The sequence below is a fragment of the uncultured Polaribacter sp. genome, from assembly GCF_947503875.1.
Taxonomy (GTDB): domain Bacteria; phylum Bacteroidota; class Bacteroidia; order Flavobacteriales; family Flavobacteriaceae; genus Polaribacter.
Window position 1 is genome coordinate 30,916 of record NZ_CANNFH010000010.1, and the last position, 24,503, is coordinate 55,418.

24 protein-coding genes are annotated in these 24,503 nt (G+C 29.7%); 15 read left to right on the top strand and 9 right to left on the bottom strand.

Annotated elements, in window-relative coordinates; translation table 11 throughout:
- Positions 1 to 47: 47 nt before the first annotated feature.
- Both prmC and Q0684_RS13350 read right to left on the bottom strand, forming a co-directional pair.
- The gene (gene prmC / locus Q0684_RS13345; protein ID WP_299017811.1) at positions 48 to 947 is read right to left on the bottom strand and encodes a peptide chain release factor N(5)-glutamine methyltransferase; all 900 of its coding nucleotides are present in this window, start codon (positions 945 to 947) and stop codon (positions 48 to 50) included.
- Between the two features lie 24 nt (positions 948 to 971).
- The gene (locus Q0684_RS13350; RefSeq protein WP_299017814.1) at positions 972 to 1,463 is read right to left on the bottom strand and encodes a GNAT family N-acetyltransferase; all 492 of its coding nucleotides are present in this window, start codon (positions 1,461 to 1,463) and stop codon (positions 972 to 974) included.
- A 51-nt stretch (positions 1,464 to 1,514) separates the two neighbouring features.
- On the opposite strand from Q0684_RS13350, the gene Q0684_RS13355 reads away from it, so the two are divergent.
- From Q0684_RS13355 to Q0684_RS13375, 5 genes are all read left to right on the top strand, one after another.
- Positions 1,515 to 1,973, top strand: a complete 459-nt coding sequence (locus Q0684_RS13355; protein WP_299017817.1) for an LEA type 2 family protein — start codon at positions 1,515 to 1,517, stop codon at positions 1,971 to 1,973.
- Between the two features lie 14 nt (positions 1,974 to 1,987).
- Positions 1,988 to 3,058: a bifunctional diaminohydroxyphosphoribosylaminopyrimidine deaminase/5-amino-6-(5-phosphoribosylamino)uracil reductase RibD gene (gene ribD, locus Q0684_RS13360; protein WP_299017820.1), complete on the top strand. Its 1,071-nt coding sequence runs from the start codon at positions 1,988 to 1,990 to the stop codon at positions 3,056 to 3,058.
- Positions 3,051 to 3,656 carry an HAD-IA family hydrolase gene (locus Q0684_RS13365; RefSeq protein WP_299017822.1) on the top strand — a complete coding sequence of 202 codons (606 nt, stop codon included), beginning with the start codon at positions 3,051 to 3,053 and terminating at the stop codon, positions 3,654 to 3,656. The genes ribD and Q0684_RS13365 overlap by 8 nt, the downstream gene beginning before the upstream one ends.
- Position 3,657: 1 nt before the next feature.
- Positions 3,658 to 4,518 (top strand): GRP family sugar transporter, encoded by an 861-nt coding sequence (locus Q0684_RS13370; RefSeq protein WP_299017826.1) that lies wholly within the window; start codon positions 3,658 to 3,660, stop codon positions 4,516 to 4,518.
- Positions 4,519 to 4,697: 179 nt separating this feature from the next.
- Entirely contained in the window at positions 4,698 to 5,300 is a 603-nt protein-coding gene (locus Q0684_RS13375; protein WP_299017827.1) for a YigZ family protein, read from the top strand.
- Here the strand turns inward: Q0684_RS13375 and Q0684_RS13380 are convergent.
- On the bottom strand, positions 5,297 to 5,695 hold the full coding sequence (locus tag Q0684_RS13380; protein WP_299017829.1) for a thioesterase family protein: 399 nt from the start codon (positions 5,693 to 5,695) through the stop codon (positions 5,297 to 5,299). The genes Q0684_RS13375 and Q0684_RS13380 overlap by 4 nt on opposite strands.
- Positions 5,696 to 5,865: 170 nt before the next feature.
- Here Q0684_RS13380 and dnaA point away from each other — a divergent pair, with 170 nt between their 5' ends.
- The 3 genes from dnaA to Q0684_RS13395 all read left to right on the top strand — a co-directional run bounded on the left by dnaA (position 5,866) and on the right by Q0684_RS13395 (position 8,635).
- Positions 5,866 to 7,293, top strand: a complete 1,428-nt coding sequence (gene dnaA, locus Q0684_RS13385) for a chromosomal replication initiator protein DnaA (RefSeq protein WP_299017832.1) — start codon at positions 5,866 to 5,868, stop codon at positions 7,291 to 7,293.
- Between the two features lie 95 nt (positions 7,294 to 7,388).
- Positions 7,389 to 7,838 (top strand): low molecular weight protein-tyrosine-phosphatase, encoded by a 450-nt coding sequence (locus tag Q0684_RS13390; protein WP_299017835.1) that lies wholly within the window; start codon positions 7,389 to 7,391, stop codon positions 7,836 to 7,838.
- Between the two features lie 89 nt (positions 7,839 to 7,927).
- Positions 7,928 to 8,635: an SAM-dependent methyltransferase gene (locus Q0684_RS13395; RefSeq protein ID WP_299017838.1), complete on the top strand. Its 708-nt coding sequence runs from the start codon at positions 7,928 to 7,930 to the stop codon at positions 8,633 to 8,635.
- Between the two features lie 46 nt (positions 8,636 to 8,681).
- Here Q0684_RS13395 and Q0684_RS13400 read toward each other — a convergent pair whose 3' ends face one another.
- The 4 genes from Q0684_RS13400 to Q0684_RS13415 form a co-directional block, all read right to left on the bottom strand.
- Positions 8,682 to 9,278: a peptidoglycan-binding protein LysM gene (locus Q0684_RS13400; protein WP_299017878.1), complete on the bottom strand. Its 597-nt coding sequence runs from the start codon at positions 9,276 to 9,278 to the stop codon at positions 8,682 to 8,684.
- 80 nt (positions 9,279 to 9,358) lie between these two features.
- On the bottom strand, positions 9,359 to 10,219 hold the full coding sequence (locus tag Q0684_RS13405) for a DUF2279 domain-containing protein (RefSeq protein ID WP_299017841.1): 861 nt from the start codon (positions 10,217 to 10,219) through the stop codon (positions 9,359 to 9,361).
- 163 nt (positions 10,220 to 10,382) lie between these two features.
- Positions 10,383 to 11,408: an endolytic transglycosylase MltG gene (gene mltG / locus Q0684_RS13410; protein WP_299017844.1), complete on the bottom strand. Its 1,026-nt coding sequence runs from the start codon at positions 11,406 to 11,408 to the stop codon at positions 10,383 to 10,385.
- A 25-nt stretch (positions 11,409 to 11,433) separates the two neighbouring features.
- Complete coding sequence (locus Q0684_RS13415; RefSeq protein WP_299017847.1) at positions 11,434 to 11,967, bottom strand: GNAT family protein; 534 nt, start codon at positions 11,965 to 11,967, stop codon at positions 11,434 to 11,436.
- Between the two features lie 124 nt (positions 11,968 to 12,091).
- Here Q0684_RS13415 and Q0684_RS13420 point away from each other — a divergent pair, with 124 nt between their 5' ends.
- Positions 12,092 to 14,674 (top strand): sulfatase-like hydrolase/transferase, encoded by a 2,583-nt coding sequence (locus Q0684_RS13420; RefSeq protein WP_299017849.1) that lies wholly within the window; start codon positions 12,092 to 12,094, stop codon positions 14,672 to 14,674.
- Entirely contained in the window at positions 14,671 to 15,132 is a 462-nt protein-coding gene (locus Q0684_RS13425; protein ID WP_299017852.1) for a DUF6702 family protein, read from the top strand. Before Q0684_RS13420 ends, Q0684_RS13425 begins: the two co-directional genes overlap by 4 nt.
- Positions 15,133 to 15,151: 19 nt before the next feature.
- On the opposite strand, the gene dapF is transcribed toward Q0684_RS13425, so the two are convergent.
- A complete protein-coding gene (gene dapF / locus Q0684_RS13430; protein ID WP_299017855.1) occupies positions 15,152 to 15,922 on the bottom strand; it encodes a diaminopimelate epimerase in 771 nt (256 codons plus the stop codon).
- Positions 15,923 to 16,053: 131 nt separating this feature from the next.
- On the opposite strand from dapF, the gene Q0684_RS13435 reads away from it, so the two are divergent.
- The 3 genes from Q0684_RS13435 (at position 16,054) to Q0684_RS13445 (ending at position 20,094) form a co-directional block, all read left to right on the top strand.
- Positions 16,054 to 17,451, top strand: coding sequence for a trypsin-like peptidase domain-containing protein (locus Q0684_RS13435; RefSeq protein ID WP_299017858.1), 1,398 nt, complete (start codon positions 16,054 to 16,056; stop codon positions 17,449 to 17,451).
- 153 nt (positions 17,452 to 17,604) lie between these two features.
- Positions 17,605 to 19,047, top strand: a complete 1,443-nt coding sequence (locus Q0684_RS13440) for a glyceraldehyde-3-phosphate dehydrogenase (protein WP_299017864.1) — start codon at positions 17,605 to 17,607, stop codon at positions 19,045 to 19,047.
- 483 nt (positions 19,048 to 19,530) lie between these two features.
- Complete coding sequence (locus Q0684_RS13445; protein WP_299017867.1) at positions 19,531 to 20,094, top strand: hypothetical protein; 564 nt, start codon at positions 19,531 to 19,533, stop codon at positions 20,092 to 20,094.
- 148 nt (positions 20,095 to 20,242) lie between these two features.
- Here the strand turns inward: Q0684_RS13445 and Q0684_RS13450 are convergent, their stop codons facing one another.
- Entirely contained in the window at positions 20,243 to 20,905 is a 663-nt protein-coding gene (locus Q0684_RS13450) for a hypothetical protein (RefSeq protein WP_299017870.1), read from the bottom strand.
- Positions 20,906 to 20,984: 79 nt separating this feature from the next.
- On the opposite strand from Q0684_RS13450, the gene ligA reads away from it, so the two are divergent.
- Complete coding sequence (gene ligA / locus Q0684_RS13455; protein WP_299017874.1) at positions 20,985 to 22,982, top strand: NAD-dependent DNA ligase LigA; 1,998 nt, start codon at positions 20,985 to 20,987, stop codon at positions 22,980 to 22,982.
- Between the two features lie 191 nt (positions 22,983 to 23,173).
- Positions 23,174 to 23,779, top strand: coding sequence for a DUF4294 domain-containing protein (locus Q0684_RS13460; protein WP_366140217.1), 606 nt, complete (start codon positions 23,174 to 23,176; stop codon positions 23,777 to 23,779).
- The last annotated feature ends 724 nt before the right edge of the window (positions 23,780 to 24,503 follow it).

Below are 24,503 nucleotides of genomic sequence, written 5' to 3' on the forward strand. Positions count from 1 at the left end.
TAAAAATATAAAAATGAAGTTGATTTTTTAACCTTTAAATAAACGATTTATAAAGACGCTTTTATCATTCTATCATTACCTGCAAAATCTTTTTTTAATGTGATGTTTGTAAACCCTTTTTGCTGCAACATTGTTATCGTTTCTTTTCCTAAATATTGATTGATTTCAAAAAATAAAAAACCATTTTTTGCCAAATGAAGCTTTGCTAAATCTGCAATCTTATCATAAAAGATTAATGGATTGTTATCTGCAACAAATAAAGCCAAATGTGGTTCATTTTCTAATACGTTATTTTTAATTGCTACCTTTTCTAATTCTCTAACATAAGGCGGATTAGAAATGATAATATCAAATTGTTGATTAGAAGTTGTTTTTGGCTTTGCCTGAACTGATAAATTATTTAGGTTTTCTGTTGATAAAATATCTGCTTCTATAAAAGTAACTTCAACTTCATTTAATTTGGCATTTTTTTCTGCAACTTTTAATGCTTCAGTAGAAATGTCAATAGCAGAAATTTGTACATTTTTTAAATTTTTAGCTAAAGATATAGGTATACAACCTGTGCCTGTACCAATATCTAAAATCGCTAACTTTTTTTCTTTTTTACGGTTTAATTTTTGGACTTTATTTAAAACCCAATCTACCAATTCTTCTGTTTCTGGTCTTGGAATTAGTGTGTTTTTATTTACTAAAAAAGGCAATCCGTAAAATTCTGTATTTCCTAAAATGTGTTGTATTGGTTCTTCCTTTTTTAATTTTTCAATAATTTCTTTTAAACTGTTTAATTGTTCATCAGCTATTAAAAAATCTGGCTTTAAAACAGTATCTATTCTTTGTAATTGCAGTTTTTCTTCAATTAAAATAAAGAAAAATGCATCTATTTCTGTTTTTGGATAAATGGAAACCAATGCATCCGTAAAAAAAAGTTTAAAATCTTTTAAAGTCATAAAATCACAGTAAAAATATTTAATTTATATTTTTTTGAGCATCCACACATTACAAGAGTAGTGGTTTGTGTTTCCCATTGGCCCATCTAAATGTTCAAAATTATTTTTTTTGTATAGTTTAACAGCAGCTGTCATATATGGTAGGGTTTCTAAATAACAAGATGTAAAACCGAATGTTTTTGCAGTTGTTAAGCATTTATTTATCATTTTAGAGCCTAAACCTTTGCCTCTTGCTATGGGCAAAAGATACATTTTTTGCAATTCGCAAATGTTCCCTTCAAAATTATCTAATTGGGCAATTCCTGCGCCACCTACCACTTTATTATTATGCTCTAAAACATAATAAATTGCTTTGTTTTTCTGGTAGGTTTCAAACATTTTGTCTGTAGCTTTATCTTCATAAGCAGTGCCTACTTTTGGTGCGCCCATTTCTAAAATTACAGTTCTAATTACCTGAGATATTGCCAAATTATCTGTTGGTTTTATTGCTCTAATAATAAAATTTTTACTTGCCATTTAATACTGTATTTTTGCAGGAGCAAGTTACCTAATTTTAATTTTTTTTCGATGAAAAATAGCATCTATTTTGGTCTTTTATTTTTAGTAATTACTAGTTGTTCAATAGATAAACAGCCTATATTTAAAAAGGTAGACAATGTTAAAGTAATTTCTTTTGATGGAGATACAATTCGTTTAAAAGCAGAAGCTTTTTTTGAAAACCCCAATGATGTTGGAGGTAAAATTGCAACTGATGAAATTAAAGTAATTGTAAATGGGGCAGAGGTTGCCCAAGTATTTTCAGAAGAATTTAAAGTACCTGCAAGAAAAGCGTTTGCAATTCCGCTAAAAGTGGTAATACCTGCAAGAAAAATTTTTGATAATAAGAAAGGTGGTATTTTAGGCGGACTGTTAAATTCGGTTTTAAACAAATCGGTAAAACTGCAGTTTAAAGGAGATTTAAAATACAAAGTATTTGGTTTTTCTAAAGTGTATGCTGTAGATCAGATTCAAGAAATTAAGTTTTAAGAATTCTTTTTATAATGCAAAAAACGCACGAAAAATTTATTAGAAGAGCTTTACAAATCGCTAAAAACGGAATTGGAATAGCAAGACCAAACCCTTCTGTTGGTGCTGTAATTGTGTTAGATGATAAAATTATTGGAGAAGGTTTTACATCGCCTTTTGGCGGAAACCACGCAGAAGTAAATGCCATAAATGCAGTTGAAAATAAAGCGCTTTTAAAGCAAGCCACTATTTATGTAACACTAGAGCCTTGTGCACATTTTGGTAAAACACCACCTTGTGCAGATTTAATTGTAAAACAACAATTAAATAAAGTAGTTATTGGTTGTGTAGATACCAATAGTTTAGTTGCAGGAAAAGGAATTGAGCGTATTAAAAAAGCAGGAATTGAAGTGCAATTAGGTGTTTTAGAGAAAGAATGTTTGGCACATCACAAGCGTTTTTTTACGGTTCAAAATAAAAAAAGGCCTTATGTGATTTTAAAATGGGCGCAAACTAAAGATGGTTTTATTGCTCCAGAATCTAAAAGTGAAGTTGCACCAGTTTTTATTTCTAATTCATATTCACAACAATTAGTACACAAATTAAGGGCAAAAGAGCATGCTATTTTAGTAGGCGCAAATACTGCAATTGCTGACAATCCGAAGTTGAATGTTAGAAGTTGGTCTGGAGAAAATCCTGTTAGAGTTGTTATTGATGGGAATCTAAAAACACCAAAAAACAGCAATCTTTTAGATGGTTTTGTAAAAACAATTGTTATTTATAACGAAGAAACAAAAGAGAATAATGAATCTTTATCTACTGATAATAAAAATGTAATTTTTGAGGCTACACGTTTTTCCCCAAAGGGGAAATTAAAAGCGGCTACAGTCTGCAATATTTTGCAAAAACATAAGATACAATCTGTAATTATTGAAGGCGGTACACAAACCTTACAAACGTTTATAGACGAAAATCTTTGGGACGAAGCTTTGGTTTTTATTGGCGATAATTCTTTTAATAAAGGCATAAAAGCACCTGTTTTACACCGAAGTTTCATTCAGAAAAAGATTAAAAACGATATTTTAAAACAATATACAAATGATTAAAAATATCATTTTCGATTTTGGCGATATATTTATCAATTTAGATAAACAATTATTTGCCAAAGAATTAGGTAACTTGGGCATTTCTCAGGTAGATAAAAAATGGATTCCTGTTTTAAATAATTATGAAATGGGATTAATTACTACAGACGAATTTTTGACTTATTTTGAAGAAAAATTATCCATTTCTAAAGAAACTTTAAAAACTGCATGGAATTCTATCTTACTAGATTTTCCAGAAAAAAGATTGCGTTTTATTCAGCAATTATCCGAAGAAAAAAAATACAGATTATTCTTGTTAAGCAACACTAATGATATGCATATCTCTTGGATTCAGAATAATTGGGGCGAAGCATTGTATACTCAATTTAAAAATTGTTTTGAGCAATTTTACTTAACTCACGAAATTAATTTAAGAAAACCCAACACAAATATCTATGAATTTGTGTTGAAAGAAAACAACTTAAATGCAGAAGAAACTTTATTTATAGACGATACTAAAGAAAATACAGACGCCGCAAAATCTTTAGGAATTCAGGTTTGGAATTTAATACCTGGTAAAGAAGATGTAATTGATTTAAAAACCAAAAATCTACTATAATTTGATTTATTTAATTCTAAGTATTTTAATTTCGTCGGGTTTATTTGTGATTTTTAAATATTTTGGCATATTTAAAGTAGATGTTTTAAAAGCCATTATTGTTAATTATTTGGTTGCTTTTTCTTTAGGTTTTTTATTGGCAGAAAGAAAAATACCAATCACAGAAATTTATACACAACAATGGTTTCCTGGCGCATTAATTTTGGGCGCATTATTTATTAGTATCTTTTTTGTAATGGCAATGACTGCACAAAAAAATGGAGTTTCTGTTACTTCTATTGCAGGAAAAATGTCTGTTGTTGTGCCTGTTTTCTTTGGCGTTATTTTATACAATGAATCTGTAACTTTTTTAAAAGTAATCGGAATTATAATTGCATTAGTGGCAGTATATTTGTCTTCTGTAAAAGATGAGAAGAGTAATAATAAAGGCACGTTATTGTATCCTGTTTTACTTTTTTTAGGTTCTGGGGCAATTGATACTTTAATTAAATACATACAAAGTACTCATGTAGATGATAGAGATATTTCTATATTTTCTGGAACCTTATTTGGTATTGCTTTTGTATTTGGAATTATAATTTTAGCAATAAAAACCATAAAAAAAAGAACTCCTTTTGGATTTAAAAATATAATTGCAGGTATTGTTTTAGGGGTACCTAATTATTTTTCAATCATTTTTTTAATAAAAGCATTACAGAATAAAAACTTTGAAAGCTCAACTTTATTTACAGTAAATAATGTAGGTATTGTAATTGTATCTACTTTAATAGGCCTGCTGTTGTTTAAAGAGAAATTTAGTGTTAAAAATAGAATTGGTGTTGTTTTAGCAGTTTTAGGTATTGTAATAGTTGCTATGGCTTAGGTTTTTGATTTTAAGTTGAAAAGTATTAAAGTATTAAAGTTGGAAAGTTGGAAAGTTGAAAAGTTGGAAAGTTTGAGAGTTCAACCAATATTGTAAAGAGTAGTAATTGGAATAAGGTAATTTAGTTTTTTTTCCCTTTTGGGAAATGTTTGAAAGACAAAAGGGAATAAGTATATTTAATGGAGGATATTTATAAAACTATAGACAAACCATCAAAAGAAACACTTTTTAAAGAGAAAAGTAGTAAGTTTTTTGGGTATGCTTTTCCAGTAACTTCCGAAGAAGAAATAAAAAAAGCCTTAGAAAGTTTACAAAAACTACACCCATCTGCAAGACATTACTGCTATGCTTGGCAATTAGGTACAGAAGAAATTCGCTTTAGAGCAAATGATGATGGTGAACCTAGTAATTCTGCTGGAATGCCAATTTATGGCCAATTGCAAGCTTTTGGAGTTACCAATATTTTAGTGGTTTCTGTTCGTTATTTTGGAGGTACTAAACTTGGTGTTGGTGGTTTAATATCTGCATACAAAACTTCTGCACAACTTACTTTAGAAGCATCAGAAATTAAAGAAAAAACAATAGATGTACATTATTTATTAACCTTTAATTATGATATGATGAATAAAGTGCAGCGCATTGTAAAAGAAAAGAAGTTAAGAATTGTTCAACAAAAATTAGACTTAAATTGCCAATATACGCTTGCTATTCGAAAAAAAGACGCGGAGGAAATTTTTGCTATTTTTAATAATTTGTATAAAGTTGCAATTAAAGCGATTTAAAACCCTAAACCTTCTAAAAGGTAACTGGGGCAACGTGTAGGTTTCATTGTTTTAGAATTCATAAAAGCCAAAACAGAATTTCCAGTGCAAATTAATTCACCCTTTTGATTGATTATCTCATAATCAAATTCAATTTTAACCATAGGTTTTTTTTTAAGCATGGTAGTTATGGTTAACTCATCATCATACAAAGCAGATTTTATAAATTTACAAGACAAAGAAATAACAGGTAACATTGTGCCACTATCTTCCATGCTTTTATAAGTAACTCCTAAAGAACGCATCCATTCTGTTCTGCCCATTTCAAAAAATTGCGCGTAATTACCATGATAAACAACACCCATTTGATCTGTTTCAGAATATCTGATTCTTGTTTTTGTTGATGATTTTTTCATTTAGAATAAAGAAAAATTATGGCGTTAGTTTACGTAAAAAATAATTAATAACCAATAGTAATTTAATTTTTTTATACTGTTTTTTATTCACACTTTTGTACTTCCCTAAAATGGGTGCGTTTTGCACTTTCTAATTTTATTTTTTAATATTTAATTTCTATAATCAATAAATGACTTTAACTGCTGACTCAGTTTGGAATCAATGTTTGTCTTTTATAAAAGACAATATTAAGCCACAGGCTTATAAAACTTGGTTTGAACCCATAAAACCCGTTAAATTATCAGGAGACGCATTAACAATACAAGTACCGAGTAAATTTTTTTATGAGTGGTTAGAAGAGCATTATATTAAATTATTAAGAGTTGCATTGGTAAGACAGTTGGGTAATGATGCAAAATTGGTTTATGATGTTAGAATGGAAAATAACTATAGTAGCAATAGGCCACAGACAGTTAAAATACCAAGTGCTAACAGAGATCCATTAAAATCTCAGAAAGTATCAATGCCTTTAGAGTCTAATAAAAGAGAATTAAGAAACCCTTTTGTTATTCCAGGTTTGCAAAAAGTAAAAATAGAATCGCAATTAAACCCCAATTATAATTTCAAGAATTTTATTGAAGGAGATTCTAACCGTTTGGCGCGTTCTGCAAGTATGGCAGTTGCAAATAAACCAGGAGGAACTTCTTTTAATCCCTTATTAATATATGGTGGAGTAGGATTAGGTAAAACGCATTTGGCACACGCAATTGGTGTAGATATTAAAGATAAATATCCCGATAAAACGGTTTTATATATCTCTTCAGAAAAATTTACACAACAGTTTATAGATTCTGTAAAATCCAACACAAGAAACGATTTTATTCACTTTTATCAAATGATAGATGTGTTAATAATTGATGATGTGCAGTTCTTATCTGGAAAATCTGGAACACAAGATGTATTTTTCCATATATTTAATCATTTGCATCAAAATGGAAAGCAAGTTATTTTAACTTCAGACAAAGCGCCTGTAGACATGCAAGATATTGAACAACGTTTGTTGTCTCGTTTTAAATGGGGTTTATCTGCAGAATTACAAGCACCAGATTACGAAACCAGAATCTCTATTTTACAGAATAAGTTATATAGAGATGGTGTAGAAATGCAAGAAGACATTGTTGAGTATATTGCAAAAAATATAAAATCTAATGTTAGAGAATTAGAAGGTGTTATAATTTCTATGATTGCTCAGGCTTCGTTTAACAGAAAAGAATTTACGTTAGAATTAGCAAAACAGATTGTAGATAAGTTTGTAAAAAACACAAAAAAGGAAGTATCTATAGATTTTATTCAGAAAGAAGTTTCTAAATATTTTGATATGGATGTAGCTACACTGCAATCTAAAACTAGAAAAAGACACATTGTACAGGCTAGGCAATTGGCTATGTTTTTTGCTAAAAGATTAACCAAAACTTCTTTGGCAAGTATTGGTAATCAAATAGGGCAAAGAGACCACGCCACTGTTTTACATGCTTGTAAAACCGTAGATAATTTAACAGAAACAGATAAGCAATTTAAAAAGTATGTAGAAGACTTAACTAAAAAGCTAACGTTTTAAATTACTCACTTTTTAAATTTTATAATGAATTTTGTAAGCCATTAAACGTTTATAAAGTTCATTTTTTATTTCAATTAATTTAAAATTTTACAACTATGAAAAAGGTACTTATGGTTTGTTTGGGTAATATTTGTAGATCTCCTTTGGCAGAAGGTATTTTAAAGTCTAAGGTAAATAAAAAAGAAGTATTTGTAGATTCTGCAGGAACAGCTGCTTATCACGTTGGTAATAAACCAGATGAACGCTCTATAGCTGTAGCTAAAAAATATGATATAGATATTACCAATCAAAAAGCAAGAAAATTTAGTTTTGATGATTTCAAACACTTTGATGTAATTTATGCCATGGATAAGAATAATTATCAAAATATAATTGCGTTATCTAGTAATGATGAAGAATTGGCTAAAGTAAAAATGATTTTAAATGAGGCTAAGCCAGATAAAAATTACGAGGTTCCAGACCCTTATTATGGTGGAGATACAGGTTTTGAAAATGTGTACAGAATGTTAGATGATGCTTGCGAAATTATTGCACAACGTTTATAATGTTAGAAAACCTTTTTATTTATAATTGATTCTCTTTAAATCTTATAAAAAAACTCTTAGTTTTATAATAATTGCCTTAAACAATAAATATGATTGGTAAACTTTATTTAATACCCACAACATTAGGAGAAACAGAACCTTTAGAGGTAATGCCAATTTCTGTAAAAAAAGTAGTAGAACAAATAGATTATTATATTGTAGAAAACGAAAAATCGGCAAGAAGGTTTATTAAAAAAATTTCTCCAAAAAAATCGCAGCCAGCATTGCAATTAATGTCTTTAGATAAATATGCAGAAGAGTTAGAAACAAGAAGATATTTAGATGTTTGTAAAGAGGGAATTAATGTTGGTTTATTATCTGAAGCTGGAGTGCCTGCAATTGCAGATCCTGGAGCTAGTATTGTAAAGTTGGCGCACGAAAATAATATACAAGTTGTACCTTTAGTTGGTCCAAGTTCTATATTAATGGCAATGATGAGTTCTGGTTTTAACGGACAAAATTTTGCGTTTAATGGGTATTTACCCATAGATAAATCCGAAAGAAAAAGAGCTATTAAAGATTTGGAAAAGCTGTCTAAAGATAAAAATCAATCTCAAATTTTTATAGAAACTCCATATAGAAATGAGAAAATGTTTGCAGACTTAAAAGCAACCTTAGCGCCTACAACTAATATATGTATTGCTGCAGATATTACGTTGCCAACAGAATTTATAAAGACACTTACGGTACAAGAGTGGAAAAAACAAAAACCAGATTTACATAAAAAACCTGCTATTTTTATTATTCAAAAAGAATAGTTTTACTTAAAATAGCAATAATTAGCTATCTTCTAATATTTACAAATTATACTTTTGCTTTTTTGTTTGCTACGATATTATCTACATTGTAATTACTAAACTTTTTTAAGTAAGAACTAAGGCTAGTTCCATAAGCATCAGAAAAACATTGGCTACCATTGCTACGTAAAAACTTTTTTACATTTCCTGCACCACCTAAATGTGCAGCCGCTAAAATACCAGATTCGGTAATTTTAATACCATTGATAGTCTTACCCACAGAGCGTTTAATATCTTTTCTTAAAATAAACTTATTTACTTTGCATAAAGCAATAAAAGCTTTTTCCTGCAATTCTGGGTTTCTTAAGAAATTATGCGTATCGTAAATTTTAAAACGTTGTAAAGTGGTTTTTCCAAACTGGTATTTGCCTAAGTAACCAAGCGTGTTTACAACTCTGTATTTTCCTTGAGACTCTTTAAAAGCAACTGCTTGTTTAAAGGCAGTAAAGTCTCTTTTAAGAAATAGAATGCTATGATCTATTTTTTGAGGGAATTTTGAAACTATAGTCTTTCCTAATTTCGATTTTCTTTCTTTGTGTTCAACTTTTGCAGTTGCATTTATAAAAAGAAAACCGATACCTAATATTACTAACTTATTTTTGATAAAATTTTATCTTTCTGTTAAGCGGGTGCAAATATACAACACAATGCTAATCGAATTGATTAGTAGTGTGTAATTTTTTTTTAAAAATGTAAATAATGAAATTTTATACCATTTTTGGTACTTATTTCTAAGGCAGGTGCAGGTAACTTTATAAAATTCACAACAGAAAACACAGATTTAAGAAATTTTGATTCTGTTTTTATTTTAGTTAAGTCAATATCTAAACTCAAGTAAAATTGTCTGTAAGGGTTTTGGGCTAAATTGTTAGCAGCTCTAGTTCTACTATACAACATACCTTCTGCACCATAACCCAAAGCAATATTTAACCATTTAGGAAAATTACTGTCTTTAGCAAAAGACCAAATGTTTGCAGAAAGCCAATAGGTTTGTCCATTATAATCTTTTAAACTTTGTTCCAAATAATTTTTACCCAACGAATTTGGTCTTTCTTGTGCATACTTTGTTTGATGAAAAGAATATTTCATTATAATCCTTTGTTCATTCCACAATAATTCTTGTCCAACAAGTAAACCTGTTCCAGCTGCATTCGCCAAAATGTCTCCAAATGAAGCTCCCCATTCTTTAGAGAAGCCATCTAAAACTTCAACAGCAGTTAAAAATGCAAATCCATAAGTTGCACCATAAATTAATTGATTTTTTTTAGAAACGCCAGACCAATTTAAAACATCCATTCCCATTTTTCCTAAATAATAAGAAGTCATAACATGGCCAAATTTATCCATTTGAAGCCAATCTTTATTATCATTTATAAAATGAAAAGACGATTGAGGAAAATCTTTATACCACAATTGATGTAAAGCCACTAAAGTACCAGCTGTTAATCCACCTTGAATACCAATAACAGTATTACGTCTCTTTTTGTTTAGTGTGTCTGATTTTTTCCAGAAAGATTTGGTTTGTCCGTAAAAAGTTAAAGACATTAAGAAGAAAGTAAAAAATATTATTTTTTTATGATAACTTAAGTGCATCAAAATTTTTAAAATTCTTTTTGTTCTCAAAAGTTGTGAAAAAGTACTTTTTTAATGAAACTATCAACCATCAACCATCAACCATTAACCACAAACCAACAACCACCAACCAAACTTACCTATTAATATGTTGTTTATTTAGCCAATTATGATATTTTGCTGCATTTCTATTGTGTTGGGCAAGTGTTCTTGCAAAAGCATGATATCCTATTTTTTCTACACTTGCACACATGTAAATATAATTGTGTTTTTGTGCGTTTAAAACACCGTCTATTGCAGAGATGTCTGGCATAGAAATTAAAGTAGGAGGTAAACCTCTGTTTTTGTAAGTATTATAAGGAGATTTTATAGCCAAATCTGCTGTTAAAACTCGCTTTACAACATAATCTTGTCCTTTTTGTTCTTTTACACAATAAATTATTGTGGGATCTGCCTGTAAAGGAATACCTCTTTTTAATCGGTTTAAATACAACCCAGCAACAATTGGTCTTTCACTATTTTGTGCGGTTTCTTTTTGTACAATAGAGGCTAAGGTTATTACTTCTTCCTTAGATAAATTTAAGTTTTTTGCCTTTTGAAGTCTGTTTTTAGTCCAGAATTGGTTGTAAAAGGCAAGCATTTTACTTCTAAATTTGTCTGGTGTTATTGTCCAATATACTTCATAGGTATTAGGAATAAACATTTGTAAAACAGATTTTTTAGTAAAATTATGCTTCTTTAAAAATGCTTCATTAGTAAAACTTTGGAGCAAAGCAGCAGAATCTGCCGCAATTTGGGTAGATAATCTACCCGCAAACTTTTCTAATGTATCTTGATTATTAAAAGCTATTTTTAGTGGAGTTTGATTGCCACTTCTTAGCATGTTTACCAAATCATTATTAGATGTACCTTCTTTTAAAATGTATCTACCTGGTTTTGGATTTGTAAAATCTTTTCTAGCAGCTACCCAAAGAAAGGTATTAGGGTTTTTAGAGTAATCTTTTAGTTCTTCTTTAATAGATACTAAACTACTATTTTTGGTAACATACAAAACATGTTCTTTGGTAATTGCTGTTCCAAAAATCTTTTGGTAGTAATTGTTTGCCAAAACTGCACCAAGAATTAAAAAAAAGGCCAGAATTAATAAAGTTTTTTTCTTCAATTTTAAAAATTTTAATGGGGTAAAGTTACGCGTTTATCAATTGAAATAATAATTCGTCTTTAAATTTTCCGTTGTAAAAAATCCAATCTTTTTTAACACCTACTTTTTTAAAGTTGTTTTTTTGAAATAAAGCAATACTTTTTTCATTATCAACTGTAATATTTGCATACAATTGATGAAGGTTTAAATGAGAAAAACAATATGTAATTAATACTGATAAAGATTCTAAGGCAAAACCTTTTTGTTGATAATCAGGATGGATTAAAATACCAACACCTGCTCTTTTGTGTTGTGGATTAAAATCAAATAAATCAATCATGCCTATTTGTTTTCCTGTCGATTTTTCTTCAATTAACAAACGCAATTGTTTGGCTTCAAAAATATCTAAATGCGCATTTTCTAAATATTGTTTTAAAATATATTTAGAAAAAGGAGTTTGTGTATGGCTAACTTCCCAAAAAGATTCGTTGTTTTCTATTTTGTACAGAAACTCTAAATCTTCTGGTTCTAAAGCTCTTAGTTTTACATTATTTCCGGTTAAAAGATTTTTTGTCATCATTTAAATGTAAACAATTATATGTAAGTTTTTTTATTATTTTAAGCTGATAGTTAAACTATTTACAAAAATAGAAGTCTTATAGTTGTATCACTACCAAAATTAAATTTTTATTTTAAATTCAAGCATGAGACTTTACAAAGTAGTACTATTCTTCGTTTTTTTTACAGGAACAATTTTTGCACAACAACAAACACCAAACATATTATTAATTATTGCAGATGATTTGGGCATAGATGCTACACCAGGATTTGGTATAGAACAAGATTTACCAGTAACACCAACTTTAAATTCTTTTCGAGAAAAAGGAGTAACTTTTACAAACACTTGGGCAACACCACAATGTTCTCCAACTCGTGCAGCAATTATGAGTGGGAAATACGGAATTAAAACAGGTGTTATGAGACCACCTTTAATTTTAGACCCTAGTCACACCTCTTTATTCACCAAAATAAAAGAACAAAGTACAACAGATTATAGTATGGCTGTAATTGGTAAATGGCATATTGGTGGTAATTCAAGTGCTAATTTTAATCATCCTGTAAATTCTGGAGTTTCTTATTTCGAGGGTGTTTTTACTGCTCAAGTTTCAGACTATTACAATTGGACAAAATTAAATACAGCACAAAAAGAAGAAGAAGTAAACGAATATATTACAACTCATTTAACAGATAGAGCCATTTCTTGGGTAGGCAATCAAACAAAACCTTGGTTTTTGTGGCTGTCTCATATTGCACCACATGCACCTTTTCAAACGCCACCTGCTGGAACTTATACTACACAACCTACTAATAATAGAACAACCTATTTATCTATGGTAGAAAATTTAGATTTCGAAATAAAAAGGTTGCTAGATAGTATGGATGAACAAACATTAGAAAATACAGTTGTTATTTTTATTGGTGATAATGGAATACCAGGAAAAACAAATAACTATTGGCCAAATGGTCACGCAAAATCTTCTTTGTATGAAGGTGGTATAAGAGTACCCATGATTATTTCTGGCAAATCTGTGGCAAGAGTAAATGAAGTAGAAACAAGTTTAGTACAAGCAACAGATTTACACGCTACAATTTTAGAATTGGCAGGTGTACAATTATTAGGAGGAACAGAAAATAGTTTAAGTTTAAAGCCAACACTTACTTCTCAAAATCAAATTAAAAGGCAAATTTTATACTCAGATTATGAAAGTGGTGGTGTAGAAGCTTGGGCAACTAGAAATGCGACTTATAAATTGATAGAAAATGAAAATGGGAATGAAGAGTTTTATAATATTGTTGAGGATATTAAAGAAGAAAATAATTTAATAGGCAATTTAACTACCGAGCAAGAAACCATAAAAACAATGCTAAAACAAGAGGCGCAAACCATAAGAACAGATTGGTCTTGCAATGATGGTGTAAAAAATGGAAATGAAACTACAATAGACGATTGTAACAATACTTGTGGAGTAACAGATGTATTAAGTTATGATAATATTGCTTGTACAGATGAACCTACAAGCCCTAGTATTTATTACGAATTTATAGAAGGTAATGAAAGGGTTGTGTATTCTAACAACTATCCTAATCATAATTTTTCTTATGTATCACCTAGAATTCCAGAACCTTATTATAGACTTTATAAAATTGATTTAAAACCTAAATTGTCTGGTATTACAACAAATTTAACTAGAACAAACGGCAGACCTTTAAACTTTTTTGGAATTAGTTTAAACGGTGTTTATATGATGCCAGCACCTGCAACTCCCTTTATTTTTGAAGATAAAAATACTGGACAATACAACTGGGATTGGGTTTTTGAACCTACAACAAATATTGGAGAAGGTAGAGATTTTGTAAGTTTAGATTGTGCTACAGCTCATGTTAATCCAAACTCGGGTTACCATTATCATGGAAATATGTTTGAATATGTAGAACAATTACAAACAGGAATTTCTACAACAAACACACCTCCAGAAAATATTTTACAAGTAGGTTGGGCAGCAGATGGTTTTCCTATAGTATACAGATTTGGACCAGATATAGAGGGTAACATCAAAGAAATGTTGCCTAGTTTTCAGTTAAAAAGCGGTTTAAGACCAGGAGATGGTATTGCTGCACCTTGTGGACCATATTCTGGAAAATACACAAACGATTTTGAATACATTGCAGGAAAAGGAGATTTGGACGATTGTAATGGAATAGCAGCTTCTATAACTTTAACAACTGCACAAGGTGAAGAAACTTTTGAATATTATTATGTGGTAACACAAAGTTTTCCTCAAATTTCTAGATGTATGAAAGGGAATTTTAATGCTAGTTTTGAAAGTAGAGCAGGTGATTTAAATGATGTAGATAATGATGCTGATGGCTTTGTAAGTGCCTTTGATTGTGATGATACAAATGCAAACATAAATCCTTTTGCAACAAATAATCCTGCAACAGCAGTAGATGAAAGTTGTGGCGCTACTTTAAGTACTACAGAATTAAGTTTAGAAGAATTAGGATATTATGTAAGTTCAACCCCTAATAAAGGAGATTTTTCTATTATATCTACTACCATAGAAAAATATCAAGTAGCAATTTTTTCTTTAGACGGAAGATTAGTTGCTAAAAAGACAGGTACAGGAGTTTTACAATTCAATACTATAAAATCTTCTGGAGTTTATTTGGCTAGAATAGTTACAAAAGGCAAATTATTGGGAACAATTAAAGTAATTGTAGAATGAGAGTACTAATTATTATATGTATTGTTTTGCTAACTATTAGTAGCACAAAGCCAACGCACGATTCTGTTTCAGCAACGTTTAATATTATTAAAAAAGGACACGTTTTATTGCTAGAAATTGAATTTGATGAGGAAAATTATATAAAGTTTGGTGATGCAAATAGCCTTGAGGTTACAAAACAAGACTTAGAAAAGTACTTAAATAAAACCACAAGTTGGTATTTTGATGGTAAAGAGACAACTCCTCAAGTTTTAACAATTACATCTCAAAGAGAACATGCTAAAGTACTTTGTTTTTTAGTTGAAGCAAGAAAAAACGTAAAAACAGTAAAGGTTAAAAACGAATTTTTAATTGATGTTAAAGATCAGGCCAACATTATAAAGTTCGATTTAAATAATAGTTATAAAGATTTTAGGTTGCATAAAGGGAGAACACAAATAGAAGTAAACTATAATTAAATATAAGAACTAAAACTATTTAGATTTCAATGGTACCTTTAAAAACAAAAGTAGCAGGTCCTTGTAAAAATACATTGGTATAAATGCCGTTTTTCTCTGTAAAAGAAACGGCTAAATTGCCACCTTCTACAGGTAAAGCAATATGATTACTTTTTGTTTTACCAGTTTTGTGCATGGCAATAGCAACAGCAGTAACACCTGTGCCACATGCTAAAGTTTCGTTTTCTACACCTTTTTCATAGGTTCTTACTCTAAATGTTTTATCATCTATTTGCTCTGCAAAATTTACATTACTACCAGGGTTTTCGTAAGAATATCTTATGTTTTTTCCGTTTTCAAAAACGGGATAATCATTTAAATTTTCAACTATTTCTACATGATGTTGTGTACCTGTATATGCAAAAACTGAGTTTTCTTTTACTTCAATTTGGTCAACATCAATCATTTTTAGCGATATTATGTCATCTTTAATTTCAGCAAAATGAGGGCCATCAAAAGCAATAAAATTTGTTTTTGTTTCTATAATTTGTAAATGTTTAGCAAAAGCTACTGCACATCTTCCACCATTTCCACAGAAAGTTTCACTTCCATCTGCATTAAAATAAATCATTTTAAAATCAAACGTATCGTCATTTTCAATTAAAATAATTCCATCTGCACCAACACCAAAATGTCTGTCAGATAATTGTGCAATAATGTCAGTATTTTGTTTTGGAAAGCTTTTTGTTCTGTTATCTATCATAACAAAATCATTACCCGTTCCTTGGTATTTATAAAACTTCAAATTCATGCAACAAATATAGGTATTTAGGAGCTAAAAAAGAGGTGTTAAAAAGCGGTTAAAATGCGTTAAAAACAAGTTAAACAGATTTTTTTAATCTGTTAAAATTATATATTTGAGTAGATAAAAATTAATATAAAATGAAAAAAGCACTAAGTTTTCTAGGAATGGCAATTTTAGGAGGAGCACTTACTTTAGGCGGCTATAAATTGCTTTTTAATGATCAAGTTGTGGTAGAAAATGTTGTACAAAATCCTTCTTCACAAATAATAAATACCAATTATGTACCTACTTACAAGCATGTAAACTCTATAGAAACAACTACAGATTTTACAATGGCCGCAGAAAAAACGGTACATACTGTGGTGCACATAAAAAACACAGCAATAAGAACACAGTCTAATCCTTGGGCAGAATTATTTTATGGCAGTGGCAGTGGAAGTAGAAAATACCAGCAAGAAGGCACAGGTAGTGGAGTTATAATTTCTGCAGACGGTTATATTGTAACCAATAATCATGTTATTGAAGATGCAAGCGATATAGAAATCACCTTAAATAATCAAAAAAAATATCCGGCAGAATTAATTGGTACAGATCCTTCTAATGATATTGCATTATTAAAAATAGAAGCAGATGTAGATTTGCCTTACACACCATTTGCAAACTCAGATTCTGTAAAAATAGGCGAGTGGGTTTTAGCTGTAGGTAATCCATACAACTTAACATCTACAGTAACAGCAGGTATTGTATCTGCAAAAGGTAGAGATTTAGAAGGCAATAGAAATATAGAATCTTTTATACAAACAGATGCTGCAGTAAATCCTGGTAATAGTGGAGGAGCATTGGTAAATACAAAAGGAGAATTAATAGGAATAAATACTGCAATTTCCTCTAAAACAGGCTCTTTTATTGGCTATTCTTTTGCAGTACCATCTAACATTGCTAAAAAAATTATTGATGATATTTTAGAGTTTGGTAAAGTACAACAAGCTATTTTAGGAATAAATGTAGACGTTAACTTTAAAGAAGGTGGTGTAAAAGTTGCAGGTGTTGCAGAAGAAACTGAAAATGCTAAAAATGTAGATTTAAAAGCAGGAGATATTATTAAGAAAATAAATAATGTAAAAATTTCTAAATTTTCTGATTTAAAGGGACAATTAACAGCCAAAAGACCTGGTGAATACGTAGATGTCACCATTAATAGAGATGGAGAAACATTGGTGAAAAAAATAAAATTATCTAAGTTTATTAAGCCAGCAGAAAGGCACATAACTTCTGTTTTTAAATGGGAACTAAAAGACTTAACAACTGAAGAGCTTAAAAAGTTAAAACTAGAAAATGGAGTAAAAATTTTCAAGACTTTTAAAAGTTCAGAAGAAGAGCTAATGGGCTATACAATTACCAAAATAAATAATGTACCTGTAAAAAACGCAAAATATACGGCTACTTTACTAGATAAACTTGGTTTAAATAATTATGACGTTATTCTAGAAATGATAAATCCAAAAGGAGAAAAAGAACGGTATACGTATAGATAAGCATTTACTTAATAAATTATAAAATCCTGATTGTAAGATTAGGATTTTTTTTGTTCATATAAAATAACGAAATCCATTTCGTATTGTCATAAAAATAAATACTTTTGTAAAAACTCTTAATAAATTATAGAAATAATAAAAAAGTGGTAAAAGATGGCAGAAATTTTAAATTACGAAGAACAAGTTGCGTTGCACACAAAAACTAAAAAAACAACGGTAGCGTTTATAAAAGTTGTAAATAATTTGTGGTATGACAAATCAATAGAATTGGTGCTATTTAGAAATACTTTAGTAGATAAACAGGCCAATGAAGTTTTAAACCTAATAGATTATGTCAAAGAATTTGTAAACAAACCAATTACAATAGACGATGCTTTAGAAATTGCAACCGCAATTCAAAAATTAGATTTACCATGCTCTAAATTAGACATAGGTAAATTGGTTTATGAATTTTATTTAAATCCCAAAAAATATACAGGTAAATTAGAATTTGTAAAACACAAATTACAAGATGCCACAACATTTAAAAATATAACACCTAAAGATGTGGTTTTGTATGGTTTTGGTAGAATTGGGCGTTTATTAGCAAGAGAGTTAATGTCTAAAATGGGCAAAGGTTCTCAATTAAGGTTAAGAGCTATTGTAACTCGCGGAGAAATTAACCAAACCGTTTTAGAAAAAAGGGCATCATTATTGGCTGTAGATTCTGTACATGGTAATTTTTTAGGTACCGTGCAAACAGACATAGAAAAAAAGGCTTTACGCATAAATGGCACCACAGTTTATATGATTTCTGCAAACAATCCAGAAGATATAGATTATACAAAATACGATATTAAAGACGCTTTAGTTATAGATAATACAGGTGCTTTTAGAGATAATAAAGCTTTAGGTAGGCATTTAAAAGCAGTAGGAGCATCAAAAGTGTTATTAACAGCACCAGGAAAAGGTATCCCAAATATTGTTCATGGTGTAAATCACAAAAAATACAATCCAGATACAGTAGATATTTTTTCAGCAGCATCTTGTACAACCAATGCAATCACACCAATTCTTAAAGTTTTAGAAGACAATTTTGGTATTAAAAAAGGTCATTTAGAAACTATTCACGCCTACACTAACGATCAGAATTTGGTAGACAATATGCATAGCAAATACAGAAGAGGTAGAGCTGCCGCATTAAATATGGTAATTACAGAAACAGGTGCAGGTGCCGCAGTTTCAAAAGCCATACCAAGTTTAGCAGGCAAATTAACTTCTAATGCAATTAGAGTGCCTGTTCCAAACGGATCTTTGGCAATTTTAAACTTACAATTAGGCACAGAAGTAACTACAGAACGTATAAATGCTATAGTAAAAAAGTACGCATTAGAAGGAGAGTTGGTAGAACAAATTAAATATTCTTTAGATAATGAGTTAGTTTCATCAGATATTATTGGAACTACAGCGCCTTCAATTTTCGATAGTAAAGCCACTATTGTAAATAATGAAACTATAGTAATTTACATTTGGTATGATAATGAATATGGCTATTCTCATCAAGTAATGCGTTTGGCAAAACACATTGCCAAAGTTAGAAGATTTACTTACTATTAGTGAAACTCAATTTTTAAAAGTTGCAAAGCAACGCATTAAAAATTGCCAGTTGAACTAATCCCGCTTTTTAGCGGGATCTTAAATTGGAAATAGAAGCAACGCATTAAAAATTGCCAGTTGAACTAATCTAGCTTATTTAAAAAAAAACATTTCAAAACACACGTTGTGTAAATTAAGTCAACAAAAATTGAAAGTGTAAACCCGATTCAGAATTTGTTTCGGGTTTTTTTCAGATTTTTTTGAAGCTATTTCACGCTTTCCACTATATCTTTTTATGCCTATTTTCTTAAATCAAAACTCTTTTTTATATAAAACCTTATATTTGAAGTAAATAAATGTCTTAAAATTAAAAGGCATAAAAAGGATGTCGTTTCAATCGCGGCTAAACTTGTTTGCCAACTAATACAAGTTTATTAGATTAATTGTTTTTTAAACATGCGATATTCCTTTAAAAAAAATAACTTTGTTTTTAAAACACCCACTATGAAAACTATTTTATTCGCTTTAATATTTACTGTTTCTTTTATGAATGCTCAAGACAAATTACCATATTACGAAATTCCTAAATTGGAAGAAAGTTACACACCACAAAATACAGTGGGTAGAATGATAGATGGTTTGGGGTTTAGGTATTTTTGGGCAACAGAAGGTTTAAGAGCAGAAGATTTAAAATATCAACCAGCAGGAGAAGGTAGAAATTGCCAATCTACAATAAATCATTTATACGATTTATCTAATATGATGTTGCGCTTAACAAAAACCGATTTTAAACAAGCAAAAGAAAAAGACCAAATGACGTTTTCAGAATTAAGAAAACAAACCTTATTAAATATAGAAGCAATAAGCAAAAGCATAAAAGCAACTGAAGATTTAGCAAAATTATCCGTTATAAAAGATGGTGCAGTAAGCGTTCCGTTTTTTAATGTAATAAATGGCCCAATTGCAGATGCTATTTGGCACACAGGTCAAGTTGCAACTTTTAGACGTTCTTCTGGCAATCCTATCAATTCAAAAGTAAATCACTTTTCTGGAACGGTTAGAGAGTAAGAATTTTTTTTATAAAAATCTTACTAATAAAGTATTATTTTCACCTAATTAAGAAGTATAAAAACATAATTTGCATCTAAAATTATCATTTCGACCTTTTGGGAGAAATCTCATAAAAAAGCTAATTTACTTTTTAGAAACTAATATTTCACTCCTCATCAAAAAACACAATTTTTGCTTCAAATTCTGGCTGTATAAATTCGGCTTTAGCCATAAAATATTCAGAAGTAATTAATTGGTAACCATTTTTTTTAGACTCTAAACTCCAAATAATATCGTTAGCTTCTTCAAAAGCTTCCTCTGCATTTAGTTGTTTGCCAAATAATCGTATAATTATATTATGACTATCTAAATTCTTCGCAAAACATTTTAAAGCAATTTCTTTGGTAATATTGGCATCAGAATTTAACAACGGTTTAATTTCAAAATCTACAATTGTAGCCTTTGCATTCGGAAAAGTTCCATTAAAAGCCTTGTATAAAAGCTGATTTATCTTAAACAATTCACAATGCAAATCAATTTTTGGGTATTCTTCAGAAATCTTATCAACCAACATTTCATAAGAAAGAGAGTCTATTTGCCCTTCATTTAATTGGTCAGCTAGTTTGTAATCTAAAACAATTCTAGCAGCTTCACTTGGGTCTTTGTCTGCAATTGCCATAAATAGTAATTCTCTTAATTCTTGTATGTCTGTAGTTTCTGTATTTGGCAACTCAAAAAGAGTTAAAAGTTGTTTATAATCTTCCAAATCCCAAGAATTTTCAAGCTCATCAACGTTAGAAATTTTATGTATTTTTACAGCGTATTTCATTTTAATTTTTTCATTTTTGAATGAGTATTTAAAATACAAATATTAAAAAATAAAAACAAGTTTTTCTATCGATATATTTATGACTGCAGAAGAGAAAATTCATCAACTTAGAGAAGAGTTAAACAAACATAATTACAACTATTATGTGTTAGACAATGCTACAATTACAGATTTTGAGTTTGATGTTAAATTGAAGGAATTAGAAAAATTAGAAAAAGAAAATCCTATTTTTTTCGATGCCAATTCGCCCACACAAAGAGTAGGAGGTACCATTACCAAAAATTTTAATACGGTAGTTCATAAAAACAGAATGTATTCTTTAGACAATTCTTATTCTAAAGAAGATTTGTTAGATTGGGAAAAAAGAATAGAAAAAGGCCTAGGTAGATCTAATTTAGAATTTACTTGCGAATTAAAATACGATGGAGCTTCCATAAATTTAACCTACGAAAACGGGCAATTTGTAAAAGCAGTTACAAGAGGAGATGGTTTTCAAGGAGATGAAGTAACCAATAATATTCGCACAATAAAATCTATTCCTTTAAGTATCCATCAAGATTTTGTTCAAAATTTTCAAATGCGAGGAGAAATCATTTTACCTATAGATGGTTTTCATAAAATGAATATAGAAAGAGTAGCAAATGGCGAAGAAGAATATAGAAATCCAAGAAATACAGCAAGCGGAAGTTTAAAATTACAAGACAGTGCAGAGGTTGCAAAAAGACCTTTAGATTGTTTGTTGTATCAAGTAGTTACAGAAGAACGCAAATACAAAACACATTTCCAAATTTTAGAAACTGCTAGAAATGTAGGTTTTAAGGTTCCAGAAACCATAAAATTAGCAAAATCAATAGAAGAAGTTTATCAATTTGTAAATTATTGGGATACAGAAAGGCACAATTTACCATACGAAACAGACGGAATTGTAATTAAAGTAAACAATTTACAACAGCAAGAAGAACTTGGTTACACAGCAAAAGCCCCAAGATGGGCAATTGCTTATAAATTTAAAGCAGAACAAGTTTCTACTGTTTTAAATGAAATTACATATCAAGTTGGTAGAACAGGTGCAATTACGCCAGTTGCAAATTTAGAACCTGTGCAATTAGCAGGTACCACAGTTAAAAGAGCCTCTTTGCACAATGCAGACCAAATAGAAAAATTAGACATTAGAGAAAATGATACTGTTTTTGTAGAAAAAGGAGGCGAAATTATTCCTAAAATTATTGGAGTAGATTTTACAAAACGTCCAGAAGATTCAAAACCCACAAAATACGCAACCAATTGCCCAGAATGTAATACAGAATTGGTAAGAACAACAGGCGATGCAAAACATTATTGCCCAAATTTATTTGGTTGTGCTCCACAAATTACAGGTAGAATTCAGCATTTTATCTCTAGAAAAGCAATGGATATAGATGGTTTGGGTGGAGAAACTGTAGATTTACTTCGTAAAGAAAATCTAATTTCTAATTATGCAGATTTATACGATTTAAAAGTAGAACAAATTATTCCTTTAGAACGTATGGCAGAAAAATCTGCTCAAAATATGATTTCTGGAATCGAAAAGTCAAAAGAAATTCCGTTCGAAAAAGTACTATTTGCTCTAGGAATTCGTTTTGTAGGAGAAACTGTAGCCAAAAAATTAGCAAAACATTTTAAATCTATAGATAATTTAATGGCAGCAACCTTAGAAGAATTAATTAATGTAGATGAAATTGGAGACAGAATCGCACAAAGTATTGTAGATTTTTCTAACGATTTAGGAAACATGCAATTAATAGAAAGATTAAAAACCTATGGTTTACAATTAGAAGTTTCCGCAGAAAGTTTAGAAAATCAAACCAATAAGTTAGCAGGGCAAGTCTTTGTAGTATCTGGTGTTTTTCATCAAATGTCTAGAAACCAACTTAAAAAAGCTATAGAAGATAATGGAGGTAAAGTAAGCTCATCAATCTCTAAAAAGACAAACTTTATAGTTGCTGGAGATAATATGGGGCCATCAAAACTAACAAAAGCCCAAGATTTAGGTATTTCAATAATTTCCGAACAAGATTTTATAGACAAAATAAACTAAAATTAATTTTGGCATTTAGTTTGAAGTACATACTTATAGATAAAACTCAATAATCCAAAACCTTTTCACTGAAAAAAATTCTATACATATATATAACCTTTTTTTCTTTACTTACTTTTTCCCAAGAAAGAGAATTAGACTCGTTACCAAAAAATATAGACGATTATATTTTTGTAAAACCAGGAGATTCAGTGGTAATTCAATTAAATGAAATTACACTCTTACCAAAACCTAAATTTAATGCAAAAGAAGACATACGTTATTACCTATGGTTCAAACGTAAAGTTTTCAAAGCCTATCCATTTGCAAAATTGGCATCAGAAAGATTAGATTCTTTAAATACAAGTTTAGATAAGATAAAATCGAAAAGAAAAAAGAGAAAATACACCAAACAAATACAAAAATTTGTAGAAGGCGAATTTACAGATCAAATCAAAAAGATGACTACTACAGAGGGGCGTCTGCTTATTAAATTAATTCACAGGCAAACAGGCAAAACTGCCTTCGAAAACATTAAAAATGTAAGAAGCGGTTGGAAAGCCTTTTGGTACAACACAACAGCAAACGTATTTAAACTCTCTTTAAAATCAGAGTACAATCCTGCAAACAATAACGAAGACTATTTAATAGAGCAAATTCTACAAACTGCGTTTACAAATGGCCGTTTACAAAAGCAAGCATCTCAGCTTAAATTCGATTTTTTAGAAATCGTCACACAAAAAAAAGCACAAATAAATGTAGACGAGTACAAAGCCATGTTCGCTAAAATGAAAAAGAAAAAGAAGAAGAAAAGTTAGAACAAGTATTTGGGTGTTCCCACGCAAAAAAGCGCGGTCAGGCTTTACGTTGCAATCTTTTTATTATCAATTTGTAGAAACCTTTGTTCCTTCTTAGAAAGATATTTGCTGCTAAAAGACATATATCAATATCAACTGGTCATAAAAAGGATTTCCACTTCAATCCTTAACACGGGCTGCAGTCCTTCTTAAAAGAGCCAGTGTATATATCAAAAATCTACAGTAGTATTTAATAAGAAAAAAGACAAGTTAAACTTATTATATAGTTTTAAAAGTAACATATAAACAGAGCGTTATAAAGTATAGTATCACATATTCTTATACCTTAATATATATACACTCAATTAAATTTGAATTATAGAAAAACAAAAAGCAATAAACTTCACGCAAAATTAAAAGCTTTTTTACAAGAGTAAAATACATTTATAGAAGATAAAACAAACACCATTAGAGTTTTTTTAGTTAAAAAAGAAGATTATTTATTCCAAAAAGAGTAGTTAAAAAGTTATTTAGACAAAAATTTACTAGGTATAGATGAAATAGAAACCCAATCAAATTCACTTTATAAGAGTTGTTGTTTAGGAGTAAATTCAAGTAGTTAAACAATCTTACAATTCTTTCAAAAAACTTTCATTTTATAATATTATCATTTACAGTCTTTTGCGCTTTATTTTAAAAAACTTTGCAAGTTTTTTCACAAAAGGGTTGTGTAAGTAAAAAGGAG

What these genes read in the sequence shown, in the direction of transcription:
- prmC (WP_299017811.1), bottom strand. Translation starts at nt 947, where the DNA reads ATGACTTTAAAAGATTTTAAACTTTTTTTTACGGATGCATTGGTTTCC.
- Q0684_RS13350 (WP_299017814.1), bottom strand. Translation starts at nt 1,463, where the DNA reads ATGGCAAGTAAAAATTTTATTATTAGAGCAATAAAACCAACAGATAAT.
- Q0684_RS13355 (WP_299017817.1), top strand. Translation starts at nt 1,515, where the DNA reads ATGAAAAATAGCATCTATTTTGGTCTTTTATTTTTAGTAATTACTAGT.
- ribD (WP_299017820.1), top strand. Translation starts at nt 1,988, where the DNA reads ATGCAAAAAACGCACGAAAAATTTATTAGAAGAGCTTTACAAATCGCT.
- Q0684_RS13365 (WP_299017822.1), top strand. Translation starts at nt 3,051, where the DNA reads ATGATTAAAAATATCATTTTCGATTTTGGCGATATATTTATCAATTTA.
- Q0684_RS13375 (WP_299017827.1), top strand. Translation starts at nt 4,698, where the DNA reads ATGGAGGATATTTATAAAACTATAGACAAACCATCAAAAGAAACACTT.
- Q0684_RS13380 (WP_299017829.1), bottom strand. Translation starts at nt 5,695, where the DNA reads ATGAAAAAATCATCAACAAAAACAAGAATCAGATATTCTGAAACAGAT.
- dnaA (WP_299017832.1), top strand. Translation starts at nt 5,866, where the DNA reads ATGACTTTAACTGCTGACTCAGTTTGGAATCAATGTTTGTCTTTTATA.
- Q0684_RS13390 (WP_299017835.1), top strand. Translation starts at nt 7,389, where the DNA reads ATGAAAAAGGTACTTATGGTTTGTTTGGGTAATATTTGTAGATCTCCT.
- Q0684_RS13395 (WP_299017838.1), top strand. Translation starts at nt 7,928, where the DNA reads ATGATTGGTAAACTTTATTTAATACCCACAACATTAGGAGAAACAGAA.
- Q0684_RS13405 (WP_299017841.1), bottom strand. Translation starts at nt 10,219, where the DNA reads ATGTCTTTAACTTTTTACGGACAAACCAAATCTTTCTGGAAAAAATCA.
- Q0684_RS13415 (WP_299017847.1), bottom strand. Translation starts at nt 11,967, where the DNA reads ATGATGACAAAAAATCTTTTAACCGGAAATAATGTAAAACTAAGAGCT.
- Q0684_RS13420 (WP_299017849.1), top strand. Translation starts at nt 12,092, where the DNA reads ATGAGACTTTACAAAGTAGTACTATTCTTCGTTTTTTTTACAGGAACA.
- Q0684_RS13425 (WP_299017852.1), top strand. Translation starts at nt 14,671, where the DNA reads ATGAGAGTACTAATTATTATATGTATTGTTTTGCTAACTATTAGTAGC.
- dapF (WP_299017855.1), bottom strand. Translation starts at nt 15,922, where the DNA reads ATGAATTTGAAGTTTTATAAATACCAAGGAACGGGTAATGATTTTGTT.
- Q0684_RS13435 (WP_299017858.1), top strand. Translation starts at nt 16,054, where the DNA reads ATGAAAAAAGCACTAAGTTTTCTAGGAATGGCAATTTTAGGAGGAGCA.
- Q0684_RS13440 (WP_299017864.1), top strand. Translation starts at nt 17,605, where the DNA reads ATGGCAGAAATTTTAAATTACGAAGAACAAGTTGCGTTGCACACAAAA.
- Q0684_RS13445 (WP_299017867.1), top strand. Translation starts at nt 19,531, where the DNA reads ATGAAAACTATTTTATTCGCTTTAATATTTACTGTTTCTTTTATGAAT.
- Q0684_RS13450 (WP_299017870.1), bottom strand. Translation starts at nt 20,905, where the DNA reads ATGAAATACGCTGTAAAAATACATAAAATTTCTAACGTTGATGAGCTT.
- ligA (WP_299017874.1), top strand. Translation starts at nt 20,985, where the DNA reads ATGACTGCAGAAGAGAAAATTCATCAACTTAGAGAAGAGTTAAACAAA.